Here is a 12,394-nt window from a genome sequence, read left to right on the forward strand (position 1 = left end):
TCTTCCACGGAACCCGAACCGTTGCCTGGGCTGCGAGCCCGTATCTACAAGGCTGGGTGCTGGAGGATCATGCATGGCTGCTATTGAGCGTTTTATTGGGATTGATGTTTCAAAGGAAACTCTGGACGTTCACACACTCCCTGATGGAAATGCCTTTGTTTTCACCAATGATCCAGACGGTATAAAGGCGATTTGCAAGAAGTTTTCCAAGATTAGGCCTGAGCTTATTGTCCTTGAGGCCACAGGTGGTCTTCAAATTCCTGTTGCCACGGCATTAAGCCTGAAGAAATTTCCTGTTGCTGTGGTCAATCCTCGCCAGGTCCGGGACTTCGCAAAGGCTACCGGGCGGCTGGCAAAGACTGACAAAATCGATGCAGAAATGCTGGCGCTCTTTGGGAAACAGCTCCGCCCTGAAGTGAGACCGTTGAAGGATGAACAGGCGCAGGAGCTTAGCGCATTTATGTCCAGACGGAACCAGCTATTGAGAATGCTCGTTATGGAGAAGAATCGTCTTTCGCGTTCCTATGGTTCAGTCAGAAATGACATAGAAAAAAATATCGATTGGCTTGAAGAGCGGTTGTCCGAAATCAATACTCATCTTGGTGCACTTGTCCGAGCAAGTCCCTTTTGGCGTGAACAGGACAATTTGCTTCGTAGTGTTCCTGGAGTTGGGGAAGTTCTATCAACAGCCATTCTTTCAAATCTTCCCGAGCTTGGAAAATTGAACCGCCGCGCGATATCTGCACTTGTTGGCGTTGCCCCAATGAATTGCGACAGTGGCAAGTTTCGTGGAAAACGTCGGGTTTTTGGTGGTCGCAGTAATCTTCGCTCCATTTTATATATGGCCATCATGACGGCAATTCGTTTCAACCCAGTAATTCGTGATTTCTATAAGCGACTGACGGAGGCTGGCAAGCCTCACAAAGTTGCAGCTGTCGCTTCCATGCGAAAGCTCGTGACGATTTTGAATGCAATGGTTCGATCCGGTCAACCCTGGGCGCACTGTGAAAGCTAGGCCTTAACCAGCCTTCTGGGGTTGACTTGAACCACCGTTGCTCCGGCGACCGGGAGGGGCTAAGCCCCTCCCGGACCCTCCCTGACAGGGGGTAAAGGGGGCTGGCGTTGCCGACTTGGCGGGGCGGCAAAAGGGCTGGGAAACGGATGAATGGGCGAAGCCCAAGGCCGCAAGGCCGGCCGCGGCAGCCTCACGACGCCGCAAAACAAAAAGTTGCAAAAAAAGTTGTCCCGCCCCGAAAACGCCGGACGGCCGCGCCACAAATCGTGGAATACGGCCGTCCGGTTCGCGTTTTTGGCGAAGTCAGAAAAAGGATGGCACTCTGGCGCGTTGCGCCTCGGCCGGCCCGCCCTACTCCACGGCTCGTGGACTGGGGTCGACCGGGGCGGCGCTGGCCAGGGTGGGGTCGGGGCCGGGCGCGGCAGCGGTTGGAGCCGGGACCGCCGGCTTGGCCTTGGCCAACATGACGGCATGGTTGCGCAGCACCGTGGCCAACACATTGACCGAAAGCCTGTTGGCGGCGATGCGCGGAATGGCCGTGACCTTGGTGGTGGCCGATACCGGGCTGTCGCCGGTGACGAACAGGTATTCGTAGCCGGCCTCGCGCAGGGCCCGGGTGTAGGATTCGCTGACCGCGCCGTAAGGATAGGCGAAATACTTGGTGTCAAACCCCAGCACCTGGCGGAACCGCTCGCGGCTTTTGCGCACATCCTCGCGGGCGAACTCCTCGCTCTTGGCCAGCTTGGGCGAATGGCTAAACGAGTGGTCCGCGAAAACGACCTTGGGATAGGCCCGCAGCTTTTCAATGTCCGCCTGGGACAGCGTGACCTTGCAATACGGATTGGCCGTGTAGGCCATGGGCAGAAACACGGCAAAAGGCAGATTGCGGCGCTTTAAGACCTCAAAGGCGGCCATGACCGTGGCCCAGCCATCGTCGATGGCGATGACCACCGCGCCGTCCGGGGGATTTTTCCCGGCCGCGATGGTGGCGACCAGTTCATCGACGCCGATGACCTTGTTGCCGTTTTTTTCCAGGAAATCCAACTGAGCCTCAAAGGCCGGCAGCGAGATGGACATGGAGGAGCGCACGCCGAAACTGTGGTAGACGAGAATGGTGGCGGCCCGGGCCGGCAAGGCGGCGAACAACAGGCCAAGAACCGTCAAAACGGCGCAGCACAAGGCTTTGGCGCGCATAGGCACCCCCGATCGGACGGCCCGGCGGACGCGCAATCCGCCGACCCCACGCCGGCGGCGCGAGGCGGGGCCGCATTATGGTTTGGTCGTACCAGAGCCGGACGCGTCACGCAAACGTCTTGCCGCGTCCATGATCGTGTTCACGTAAACTTGGCTGTGGTTGTAGCCGTAAAACACCTTGCGCATGGCCTCCTCGGACATGGGTTCCCGCCAGCCCATGGCCCGCAGGATGTTGCCCAGGCTGGCCACGGCGTCGTCGGGTTCAAAGAGGTCGGCCTTGCCGTCGCCGTTGCCGTCCACGGCGTACTTCAGCGCATTGGACGGCATGAACTGGCAGATGCCGATAGCCCCGTAGATGGACCCGGGAATGGACAGCGGATCAATGCCCTGGGCATCGGCGTAGCGCAAAAGCGCCCGCAGCTCGCCGTAGGCCCATTTGCCTTTTTCCGTGGCCTTGGCCTTGATCCAGGCCAGGCGGTCCGGGGCCGGCTTTTCGTAGGCAAAGGCCCGGGGCAGGCGCGAGAGGTCCTCGCCGGCCACCAGGCTGGCCAGATTGACCACCGCCACCTCGTCGCCAAGATAGCGCCCCACCCGCGTCTCCACGGCCAACAGCGCCACCATGTACTCTTCGGGCACGCCGAACCGCTCCCGGGCCCGGGCCAGGGCGGCGCGGTTGCGCTCGTAGAATTCCCGGGCCTCGGCCAGCCGCTCGGGGGTGAGCACGATGTCGTGGACCTCGGCCTTGGGAAACTGTGGGAAGGTCAAATCGGCCGGGGCGGGCTTGGGCGAGGCGCTCAGTTCGGCCAGGAGCGTTTCCGTGGCCGTGCCGAGCTGGGGCAGGCCCTCGGCCGCCTGATAGGCCTTGATGGACCAGCGGGTCATGCGGTCGAGCTTGCCGTCGGCCGGCCCGGGATGCCAGCCCAGGGCGATAAGGCGCGTCTGGATGTCGGCCACGAGCTTTAGCCCGTACTTGCGCATATACAGGGCCGTCAGTTTGTCGGACATGGCCTTGGGGGAAAAGGCCATCTCGGCCCGGGAAAACAGCCGGCGGACTTTCGCCTCGGGCAGACCGTCGGCGGCCAGCCGGGTAACCAGCGCCTCAAAGGCCGGGTCCACGGTGGAGGCGGCCACCGCCCCGCCAAGGGCCAGGGCCGTGGCCGCCAGCCCCGCGGCCAGGACAAACCAGACCCAAAATCGCTTCGCCCCGATCTTCGCCATGGGAAACGCCGCTCAGGCCAACCGGGGCCGGGACAACCCCGCCGCCAGCCGCGACAAGGCCGCCACCACCAGCAGCGAGAATAAAAGCCGTCCGACGAACGTGCCCCACATGGTGGCTCCGATGAGGTACATTAAAAGCGTGTCCTCGATGATGGCGTGGGACAGGCTCATGAGGCTGATGGCCGGAAACACGTCGCGCCGTTCCACCTTGCCCTTGTGGACGTCGTGCATGATGAGCCCGCCGCCATAAGCCAGGCCCATGACCAGACCGATGACCGTGATGGTGGCCGCGCCGCCGCCGATGCCCATGAGCCGCAAAAAGGGCAGCAGGGCCGCCTCGAAAAGCCGGGTGACGCCCAGGGCGTCAAGGGCCCGCATGAGCCCGACCAGACAGGCGATGACCACGTAGATCATGCCGAGGTTTTTGACTTCGCCAAGGCCCCAAGTGACAAGGCTCCCGTCGTCGGCGGCCGGGGTGAAAAGCAGCGGCGCGGGGTCGGTGAAAAGCCCGAACGCATTGAAAACGGCGTTGAGGAGCATGCCGCAGGCCATGGCGCAGACCAGACGCAGCCCGGCCTGTCCCCAGAAGCCCACGCCGCAGCGCTTGGCGATGGCTCCCTCCACAAAGAGGTTGTGGGCGATGAGCATCATGGTGGCGATGACCGTGGCCTGGGCGATGGTCAGCGGCGACATGTCCGGCACCAGGGCGGCGTGGACGGCCAGGGCGGCGTAAAGATTGTTGGCAATGGCCGTGGCCCAGGTCAGCCCGCATTCCGGCGGCAGCCCGACCAGGCTCATCAGCGGGGCCAGCGGTTTGGCCAGATAGCTGATCCAGCCGAGTTCCTTGAGGATTTTGACGCCTATAAGGATCGGCACCATGACCTTGAACAGGTCCAGGCAGATCTTGGCGGCGTCAAGGGCAACGGTGCGCGCGGCGCGCGGCAGGGAGGAAAGCGCGATGTCCATGATGCAAACGTCCGTTGGTTGCTCGTGTCGCGTCCACAAAAAACATACCTGCTTTTTGTGAATAAATGTCTTTTATTCGCTACGTTGCGGTTTGGCGAGGCAGTCCGAAGGGCTGCGCTAAGGCAGCACCTTGCCGCCCCGGGCCATGTCGCCGTAGGCGGCGTAGGCCGCCTCGGTCATGATGCCCGAGCCGACGTAGACGGCGCGCCAGTCCTCGGCGGACAGGCTCGTGCCTTCCATGGCCGTCTGGAGCTGGATGTCGTAGACCATGATGGTGAGATAGTCCCGGGCGGCCTGATTGCCGGCCTTGGCCTGGGCCAGGGCGACCTCGGTGGTGGCGGCGGCGTTGTGGCCGGCGGCCCAGGGGGCGACGTAGACGGTCCGGGCCAGCCGGACGTAGTCGTCGCGGGTTACGGCCCGGGGAGCCTTGGCCTTGGCTCCGGCCACGGCGGCGCGCACCATGGCCACGTTGTCGGCGGTCAGTTCCATGGCCGCCGGAGCCTTGGCCTTGTCTTCGGCCTTGCCCTGGCCAAAACCGGCGCAACCGCCAAGGGACAGGGAAAGGATGAGCATAAGGGCGGCAAACGCCGAGTGGGCCTTCATGATCGCCTCCGGATGTGAAGGCCGAGACAAAACCATGTTCCGGTCCGTTTGTCCATGGCGGCGGCCCGCCGTGGCGCGCCGCCGCTGGAATACGCCTATTTCTTCGAGAACGTGTCGTAGGCTTCGAGGATGCGCGAGGAATAGACGAAGGCCGCCCCGGTGTTGAGGGTGATGGCCACGGCCAGGGCTTCGAGAAGTTCCTCGCGGGACGCGCCGGCTTCGGCGGCGGCCTTGGCGTGCACCGCGATGCAGGTGTCGCAGCGGGTCGTGGCGGCCACGGCCAGGCTGATGAGTTCACGCGTCTTGAGGTCCAAAGCGCCGTGGGCGCTGCCGGCGCCGTCCAGGGCCTTGTATCCGTCCATGATGCCGGGATTGCCCTTAGCCAGCGCGCCAAGCGCCTTGACGGCCTCGCCCAGGGATTCCTGCCAATTCACAACCATTTACGGCCTCCTGAAGTTTGCCGCGGATAGCGGCGTTGCCGGCGGCGCGGACCCCTCCGCTGCCGGATGCTTCCTTGGTGGCCGAGTTCGGGCCGCCGGTCAAGGACGCGGCGGCGGCGCGCACGCCCCCAGGGGGGATGCGCCTTGTCTGGCGGGATGCAAGCCGCCGCCCGGTCGGGCCAGAAGTCGCCTCCGACGCTACCGCGCGCCGCGCCGGGCCAGGACCTTTTCCACATAGGCCTGGGTCTCGGGAATGTCCGGCACGGTGCCGCCCTTTTTGACCCGTCCGGGGCCGGCGTTGTAGGCGGCCAGGGCCAGGCGCACGTCGCCGTAGGCGTCCATCAGGGCGCGCATGTAGCGGATGCCGGCCTCCAGGTTGTTGGCGCCGTCAAAAGCGTCGGCCAGCCCCAGATCGCGCCCGGTGCCGGGCATGATCTGCATGAGTCCGGCCGCGCCCTTGGGCGATACGGCGCGCACGGCAAAGCCCGATTCCACCTCCACCATGGCCCGCACCAGCTCGGGGTCCAGGCCGTGGCGACGGCAGTAGTAGCGGATAAACGGATAGACCTTGGACTGGTCCGTGCCGGCCGGCAGGCGCATGTAATCAAAGGGCTGAAACTTGTCGTCAAGCTTGCGGTTGCTTAAGTGGATCGCGCCCTTGGCGTCGCGGTATTGATAGATGGCGTCGCCGGCCGGAGCCTGTCCGGCCAGACAACAAAGCAACAACAAGACGGCGACAAGAACTGGCATGGGGCGATTGTGCGCACTCGGGCGGGATTTGGCAACCGGCGTCAGCGCCGGAAGTCCAGGGAAAAATCGGAGACAGCAACCGTCTGCACCCCGCCGCCCGTGCCTTCGGTAAAGCCGAAGCGAATGACGTCCAGGCCGGTGTTGTATCGGCCGGCAAGGGTCGTGGTGTGGTCCAGCAGCGGCAATTCGGCGGCATAATCGGCGGTGACGTCATCGCGGCCGGAAGCCTTGGGATCGACCCACACCTTGACGCGGTACGTGCCGCTGGCCGCGCCCTCGCCGGTGCGATGCAACTCCAGGCGCAAAGCATGGGGCTCGCCGTCCTCCAGCCAGTTGGGGCCGGAAGCGGCCTTGGCCTTGGCGAAGTAGCCGGTCGATCCGGCGGTCGGGTTTGCTCCGACGCCGTGGGCATTGTCGTCGTAGCTGGCGTTTCGCCCGGAATCGTCGCCCCAGTAGACCACGGCGACATGATTTTCGTTTCCGGCGTCATGCCGGTTGTTGGTTTCGGTTTCCTTGCCCTTGCCCTTGTTGGGGTAGGTGTCCACCTCGACGGCCAGTTTTGGCGGGGCAATGCCCAGGCCCGAGGGGCCGGGACCGGCATAGCCGAGCAGTTCGCCCAAGGACCCTGAAGCCGGACCGCCGGAAGCTGTCGCCGCACTGTTGTCGGCGGATATGACGGCAAAGGTGTAGCCGTCGGCGCAGGACGTGGAATCGGCGGAAGCGTCATAGCAGGAAAACGTGAAGCGGAAAAAGGCGCGCAGCCCTTTGCCCAGGGTGCAAGCGCCGTCCCTGCAGGCACCGCTCGGGCAAGGCGTCGCCGAACAGGCGCCGTAATCGCCGCCATACCAGATAGCGCCGTTGGTGTCGGCGGCATTGCCCCCCAGCCGCACCCAGCCGCCGGCATAGCGATTGGCATTGGCGGCCCACAACGTGGCCCACTCTGCTTCGGACCAGCCGCTTTGGGCGTCGGGCAGATCCTTGTCAAAGACCAGGACGGCGTATTTGGAATTGGCGGTTTTGCCGACAACCGGAAGAACGAAGTCCTCGATGTCGTCATCAAAGGTGATGGATTTTGCGGATTTGCGCTTGGCTGTCAGGAGACAATTGGCGTTATCGGCGTAGCTGCCAAGGCTGGTGACGGTGTAATAGCCCTGGGCGTCTGGCCCGGACTGAGCAAGGGTGAACATGCCGCCAGGCAGGGAGTAGGCGCCTGTTTTACCGGCGGACCAGACATTGAGGCCGGACAGGGCGAGGTAATAGGCGCGAGCATCTTGTACCCCGGCAAGGGAGGTGGAAAGCGTGCTGGAATAGAGCCTGGCGACGGCCACGCACAGGGCGGCAACAACGGTTATGGCAACAACGACATAAACCAGAGAGCCGCCGGTTTCAGACCATGGCCTCCATTGAACCCGGCGAACTGGAGCACCGACAGCAATCTCCACGCCGCATCACCTTGCAAGAAAAGGCTCGCTGCGAAACAGCACGACAAATACATGCCCCCGAATCACTGGAGGTGAAATCTACTATTTTCTGGCAAGTGCGCAATAGGTTTTGCGAGAGCATGGAAATATTCACCGCTATATAAAATAAATAAGCCTATCTAAATGAAAGGCTAATATTTCGAAAATCTATTTGTTGTTCCTCGGCACCCGATCCGCTTGTAAAGCCCCATATAAAATTTTTGAAGGCTTCATCTTCTGCAGTCGTCAAGGTATGCTTATCCGTAACATAGACTGATGTCAGTTTACTGAGTTTCATGCTGCTTCCGTCAAAATCGGATTTCGTGTCACAAAGCCCTGCGGCTGTATAGACTTGTGAGGTGCATGCTGCATTGAGATCTGAATCCGCACACGTGGCGACCCAACTCTTGATTGCCAGGTTAGCACCAGACTTAACAACATCCATTCTATAGAAATAAGTTCTTCCCTGCTTGAAATCCATATACTTCAACATGCTTCCAGCGACATTCGATGCATTGTCGCCAGATCCATGCCGCACATCACTATACCGACTGACGTTTCCCACAAAGGAATTACTTGGCCCCTTACACGTCTTTCGAAGATACGCTGTATTTGTGCCGGAATACATGATGGCGACATGATCTCCCTGAGAACTGGAGTCATTCATCAGGCCATTGTCGCCCTCACACGAAGCCGTCGCGGCCGAGGGCCACCAATTACTGGAACTATTCGAATATGTATCAATTTCAACAGCAAACTTCGGTGGATTCAGACCTTTAGTAAAACCACTTTTATCGACATATTCTGCGATTTTTGTCTTAAACGTCCCATCAGGAGAATCATACACTCGCGAATCTCCAGCATACCCCAAAAGCCCGCCTTCTGCCGAGTCGCCCCCACAGGACAGGTAATTATTCCTGGACGCATTCAGGACGGCGACGGTAAATCCATCACCGGTTTTCGTCGTAAACTTAAACGTAAAGAAAAGCCGAAAGCCGGCCCCAAAGGCGCCGATGCCGTTTGTGCTGTATTTTGCGTTCGTCCCAGTATACCAAACATTCCCGAACCCATACTTGTAACTTTTGCCCACCGTAAGATTTTGCGGCACGATATCGGCCTTATCAAGGGCAACAGGAATATCCCGGCTGGAATCGGGCGAATACGCCGCATAATTGGCTCGCCCGGTCGGATTGTTAAAGTTAAACGACACAAGATTTGGAGGAACATACTCTTCTGGCGGGACATAGGTTATCTTCTTTGAAAGAACAGCATTCGCCTCTCCGCCCGTCCCCGTTTGCGCAACTCCTTGAGAAGTTACCGTATATTGATCAGACCCAAGACTGGCAACCGACAAGGTAAATTTGCCGCCAAGCTCAGTGGCATAATCCCCTGCCAAAGAACTCATCGCCCATGTCGTGCCGAAAGCATTGCCGGCAGCCAACTCCGACATGGATTGCGCGTAGTTCAATCCAGAAAGCGCCGCATAATAGGCCGAGGCTCCCCGCTCACCCGCAACTTTCTCCTGAACGGCCGTTGAATTCATCCTCGACACACCAGCAGCCGCTCCACCCAATACGACGAGGGCTGCAATAGCCCATAACAGCGAAGCTCCAGAGACATTATCAGAAGCAAATTGCCTCTTTATAGCCGTAAAAAAGTAACGAAACGCACGACTCATAGCCGACTCCTACTGAAGCTTATTTACCTTCACGCGGGTCGAATACGCTTGGTTCATGCCAACCGAAGTATCATCACCTTGCATATTAAAAGAAACACCAATCAAATTGATGCTGGAGTTATTCGAGAAGGAGCTCAACGCAGTCGAAGAATAGTTTACATAATATCTAAATTGCAGACTTCCGACTGCAACTCCGTCCACCAACGTATAATTTGTTCCTGCATACCGGTAAACAATGGCGTTTCCATTCTGAAAGATAAAACAATTTGTTCCATTGTAATTATAGGTCACATTGGCGGCGTTTCCAATTGCTCCAGACGGCACAAGTTGCGTGAACTCGATGGTCATCCGCTGCAAAGCCATCTGGGCCTTCTGAACCACCTCGTCCGCGTTACGGGCGTGAGTATATCCTCGAGCAACATTCGTCAGCAGACTGGTGCCAAACGCGGCAATAATGCCCATGACCACAAGAGAGGCCACGATCTCGATCAGCGTGAACCCCGGACACTTGCGTCGGAGACAGCGTTGTTTCGACATATCAACTCCCGCCGGCATTGCAATTCCCGGCATTCGAGCTAAACAGATGTACCCGCTCACACCCTCTGGACATTTTCTATGAAATGCCCATTGTTTTCAAATGGATCACGCCATGGCGTCTGCCAAGCTCATTACGCCTGAAGTGGTCAGGCACACACCGTGGCCCATGCTGGGCTTCGTCCATGAACTGACTGTCGAGAACCGGAAGCTCCGGCTCGAAATTGAAGCACTTCAGGCCAAGCTCAATCAGAATTCCGCTAATTCCAACAAGCCGCCGTCATCAGACAGCCCTTTCAAGCCCAGGGCGAAGAAGACCAACAAGACCGAACCCCGCAAAAAACGCATCGGTGTCCGCCAGCAGTGTCTTCGGCCCACGGAAATCACGGAACTTCATCCCGGTCCGTGTGCATGCGGCTGCCCCGACCTGATTGATCCCGAGCCCTACTACATCCATCAACACATCGAGATTCCCGAGCCCAGGCTCGATGTGGAACACATCATCCTTTACCAAGGCCGTTGCTCTCGGTGCGGCCGAATGATCAAAGCTCTGGTCCCGCCAGAGAAACGCACGGGCTTTGGACCCCGGCTTTCGGCCAACATCGCCGAGCTTTGCGGCATCCATGGGGACAGCCGTCGCGCTGTGCAGGACTACCTCTTGTCCGTCTTCGGCCTGCCCATCAGCCAAGGCGGGATTCAGAAAGTCATTGATCGGGTCTCTCAAGCCATCAAGCCACATTACGATAGCATCGCCAAGGTCGCGAGGAGCGCGCCGGTTGGACATGTTGACGAGACCTCTTGGCGTCGCAAGGCCAGACTGGTCTGGCTTTGGGTTCTGGCCAGTTCCCGCGCCGCATTGTTCATGATCCATCCCAGGCGCTCTAAAGCCGCGTTCGAGGAGCTTGTCCAGGGATGGTCCGGCATTCTGGTCGCCGACGGTTACGCCGTGTATCGCCAATGGGTGGGGCTGCGACAGGCCTGTCTGGCGCACCTGATCCGCGAGGCTGAGGGGTTGGCCGAGCGCAAAGACGCAGCCTTGGCCCAGTGTGGAACCTGGGCGAGAGACGAACTTAGGCGGCTGTGCCATATGGCCAAAGCCCCGCCTACCGTCGGCGAATGGCGGGCGTTCATCGCGCGACTCCATCGCTTGATTTCGATCTACGGCGATCGCAAGGATCCCGCAGGTAGGCTGGTCCGTCACCTGGAACGTGAGATAGAGCATTTGTGGTTGTTCCTCCAAGAGGCCGGCGTTGAGCCGACGAACAACCTCGCGGAGCGGACGTTGCGATTCGGGGTGCTCTGGCGCAAGAGAAGTCTCGGAACCGCCAGTGAAAGTGGTGACAACTGGGTTGAACGCATCCTCAGCTTGCGCCAGACGTGCAGAATTCAGGGAAGGCGAACCTTCCCGGTGCTGGTCGATGCGATGGCGGCCGCTTTTCAAACTCGGTCTCCGAGCCTGGATTGGATTCAGGCGCTGCTTATCCCGTGAGCGCATACAAACAGATATGTCAACTTGGCCCCTGAATTAGCATTTGCCGCTATTGTCACCAACAAGAATTGGTTGGCCGCACTATCCACAAAGACATTCGATGCATTCGGACAGACATATCGACGTTCGACGACATAGTAGCTTGTTCCATTGCCATACGTACTCTGAACGCCAACATTGATATTCGCGCAAAGTCCATTCAAATTATTGGCAAAAGACGTCTCTTTATCGGCGATCATGTTTTCCATGACGAGCTGCAAAAACGCGTCGGACTGCAATTGCTGCACCGGAACATGGGTCATTGTCGTGGAAGGCGCAAAAAAGGACACCGCCATGACCGCGACGATGCCAAACAGGACAATGGTCATGATCAGCTCAAGCAGCGTGAAACCGGACGAACGTTCCGTATTCATGGAATAAACCCCGTGTACGGCGTGACGGAGACCGATTCAACCTTGGACGATTCCGTAACACTGATCGTTTGTGTCCCCGTAACGACCGCGGCGCTGCCGCCTGGCGTCGTGATATTCCCGGAAACCGGCTGGCCCCGGGAATCGAAAAGAATGAAATTCGCGCCGGACAGGGCGACATTTGCCGGCATGGCGCGCGTATTTGTCCCTTGCCCGGGAAATACGGCGTTGGCGGTATCGGGATTGTCGGAAACCAATTGATACGAACCCGCCGTGAAGCTGATGCCCCAGGTATAGACGTCGCCCATTGCGCGGGATTGGGCATACCGCAGGGCCGAGCGCAAGGCGTCGGCCTCGGCCATGGCCTGAACCCCTTGGGTGCCGGTACGGTTCACCACCGCGATGGCCAAAATGCCCAAAACGACAAGGACGGCTATGACTTCAATAATCGTAAAACCAAACGTTTCCGAGAGGTTTTTTGCTATTTTCAAATAGCGGCGTCCACGAAGCCTCGGTAAGCGACTGCGCATGCGGCCTCCCTGCCTTTTCCCTTCTAGCGCAAACGCCATCGGGCGTGAAGAGCTTTGCCAGCGCCAAAGCCGTATTGTAGCCCAAGCGTCGCAGGTTCCGAAAAGCA

General features: G+C 59.4%; 13 protein-coding genes. 2 read left to right on the top strand and 11 right to left on the bottom strand.

Annotated features, from left to right (window positions below; translation table 11 throughout):
* Positions 1-73 precede the first annotated feature (73 nt).
* Complete coding sequence (locus C3Y92_RS17235; RefSeq protein WP_129354653.1) at positions 74-1,015, top strand: IS110 family RNA-guided transposase; 942 nt, start codon at positions 74-76, stop codon at positions 1,013-1,015.
* 351 nt (positions 1,016-1,366) lie between these two features.
* On the opposite strand, the gene C3Y92_RS17240 is transcribed toward C3Y92_RS17235, so the two are convergent.
* From C3Y92_RS17240 to C3Y92_RS17280, 9 genes are all read right to left on the bottom strand, one after another.
* Complete coding sequence (locus tag C3Y92_RS17240; RefSeq protein ID WP_129354655.1) at positions 1,367-2,209, bottom strand: polysaccharide deacetylase family protein; 843 nt, start codon at positions 2,207-2,209, stop codon at positions 1,367-1,369.
* Positions 2,210-2,284: 75 nt separating this feature from the next.
* Positions 2,285-3,427 carry a lytic murein transglycosylase gene (locus C3Y92_RS17245; protein ID WP_129354657.1) on the bottom strand — a complete coding sequence of 381 codons (1,143 nt, stop codon included), beginning with the start codon at positions 3,425-3,427 and terminating at the stop codon, positions 2,285-2,287.
* 12 nt (positions 3,428-3,439) lie between these two features.
* Complete coding sequence (locus C3Y92_RS17250) at positions 3,440-4,393, bottom strand: nucleoside recognition domain-containing protein (RefSeq protein WP_129354659.1); 954 nt, start codon at positions 4,391-4,393, stop codon at positions 3,440-3,442.
* A 117-nt stretch (positions 4,394-4,510) separates the two neighbouring features.
* Entirely contained in the window at positions 4,511-4,996 is a 486-nt protein-coding gene (locus C3Y92_RS17255) for a hypothetical protein (protein ID WP_129354661.1), read from the bottom strand.
* A gap of 95 nt (positions 4,997-5,091) precedes the next feature.
* Positions 5,092-5,436 (bottom strand): carboxymuconolactone decarboxylase family protein, encoded by a 345-nt coding sequence (locus C3Y92_RS17260; RefSeq protein WP_012750252.1) that lies wholly within the window; start codon positions 5,434-5,436, stop codon positions 5,092-5,094.
* Between the two features lie 198 nt (positions 5,437-5,634).
* A complete protein-coding gene (locus C3Y92_RS17265) occupies positions 5,635-6,186 on the bottom strand; it encodes a lytic transglycosylase domain-containing protein (RefSeq protein WP_129354663.1) in 552 nt (183 codons plus the stop codon).
* A gap of 41 nt (positions 6,187-6,227) precedes the next feature.
* Positions 6,228-7,514, bottom strand: a complete 1,287-nt coding sequence (locus C3Y92_RS17270; RefSeq protein WP_235669526.1) for an L-type lectin family protein — start codon at positions 7,512-7,514, stop codon at positions 6,228-6,230.
* A gap of 268 nt (positions 7,515-7,782) precedes the next feature.
* Positions 7,783-9,324: a hypothetical protein gene (locus C3Y92_RS17275; RefSeq protein WP_129354667.1), complete on the bottom strand. Its 1,542-nt coding sequence runs from the start codon at positions 9,322-9,324 to the stop codon at positions 7,783-7,785.
* Between the two features lie 9 nt (positions 9,325-9,333).
* On the bottom strand, positions 9,334-9,861 hold the full coding sequence (locus C3Y92_RS17280) for a PulJ/GspJ family protein (RefSeq protein WP_165352139.1): 528 nt from the start codon (positions 9,859-9,861) through the stop codon (positions 9,334-9,336).
* Positions 9,862-9,973: 112 nt separating this feature from the next.
* Between C3Y92_RS17280 and tnpC the strand changes: the two genes are divergently transcribed.
* The gene (tnpC, locus tag C3Y92_RS17285; protein WP_235669527.1) at positions 9,974-11,347 is read left to right on the top strand and encodes an IS66 family transposase; all 1,374 of its coding nucleotides are present in this window, start codon (positions 9,974-9,976) and stop codon (positions 11,345-11,347) included.
* Here the strand turns inward: tnpC and C3Y92_RS17290 are convergent.
* Entirely contained in the window at positions 11,326-11,760 is a 435-nt protein-coding gene (locus tag C3Y92_RS17290) for a PulJ/GspJ family protein (protein ID WP_129354671.1), read from the bottom strand. The genes tnpC and C3Y92_RS17290 overlap by 22 nt on opposite strands.
* Positions 11,757-12,287: a pilus assembly FimT family protein gene (locus C3Y92_RS17295; RefSeq protein ID WP_129354673.1), complete on the bottom strand. Its 531-nt coding sequence runs from the start codon at positions 12,285-12,287 to the stop codon at positions 11,757-11,759. Before C3Y92_RS17295 ends, C3Y92_RS17290 begins: the two co-directional genes overlap by 4 nt.
* Positions 12,288-12,394: the final 107 nt, after the last annotated feature.

Source organism: Solidesulfovibrio carbinolicus (genome assembly GCF_004135975.1).
GTDB lineage: Bacteria > Desulfobacterota > Desulfovibrionia > Desulfovibrionales > Desulfovibrionaceae > Solidesulfovibrio > Solidesulfovibrio carbinolicus.

Coding starts and splice junctions, on each gene's coding strand:
- C3Y92_RS17235 (WP_129354653.1), top strand. CDS start 74: ATGGCTGCTATTGAGCGTTTTATTGGGATTGATGTTTCAAAGGAAACT.
- C3Y92_RS17240 (WP_129354655.1), bottom strand. CDS start 2,209: ATGCGCGCCAAAGCCTTGTGCTGCGCCGTTTTGACGGTTCTTGGCCTG.
- C3Y92_RS17245 (WP_129354657.1), bottom strand. CDS start 3,427: ATGGCGAAGATCGGGGCGAAGCGATTTTGGGTCTGGTTTGTCCTGGCC.
- C3Y92_RS17250 (WP_129354659.1), bottom strand. CDS start 4,393: ATGGACATCGCGCTTTCCTCCCTGCCGCGCGCCGCGCGCACCGTTGCC.
- C3Y92_RS17255 (WP_129354661.1), bottom strand. CDS start 4,996: ATGAAGGCCCACTCGGCGTTTGCCGCCCTTATGCTCATCCTTTCCCTG.
- C3Y92_RS17260 (WP_012750252.1), bottom strand. CDS start 5,436: ATGGTTGTGAATTGGCAGGAATCCCTGGGCGAGGCCGTCAAGGCGCTT.
- C3Y92_RS17265 (WP_129354663.1), bottom strand. CDS start 6,186: ATGCCAGTTCTTGTCGCCGTCTTGTTGTTGCTTTGTTGTCTGGCCGGA.
- C3Y92_RS17275 (WP_129354667.1), bottom strand. CDS start 9,324: ATGAGTCGTGCGTTTCGTTACTTTTTTACGGCTATAAAGAGGCAATTT.
- C3Y92_RS17280 (WP_165352139.1), bottom strand. CDS start 9,861: ATGTCGAAACAACGCTGTCTCCGACGCAAGTGTCCGGGGTTCACGCTG.
- tnpC (WP_235669527.1), top strand. CDS start 9,974: ATGGCGTCTGCCAAGCTCATTACGCCTGAAGTGGTCAGGCACACACCG.
- C3Y92_RS17290 (WP_129354671.1), bottom strand. CDS start 11,760: ATGAATACGGAACGTTCGTCCGGTTTCACGCTGCTTGAGCTGATCATG.
- C3Y92_RS17295 (WP_129354673.1), bottom strand. CDS start 12,287: ATGCGCAGTCGCTTACCGAGGCTTCGTGGACGCCGCTATTTGAAAATA.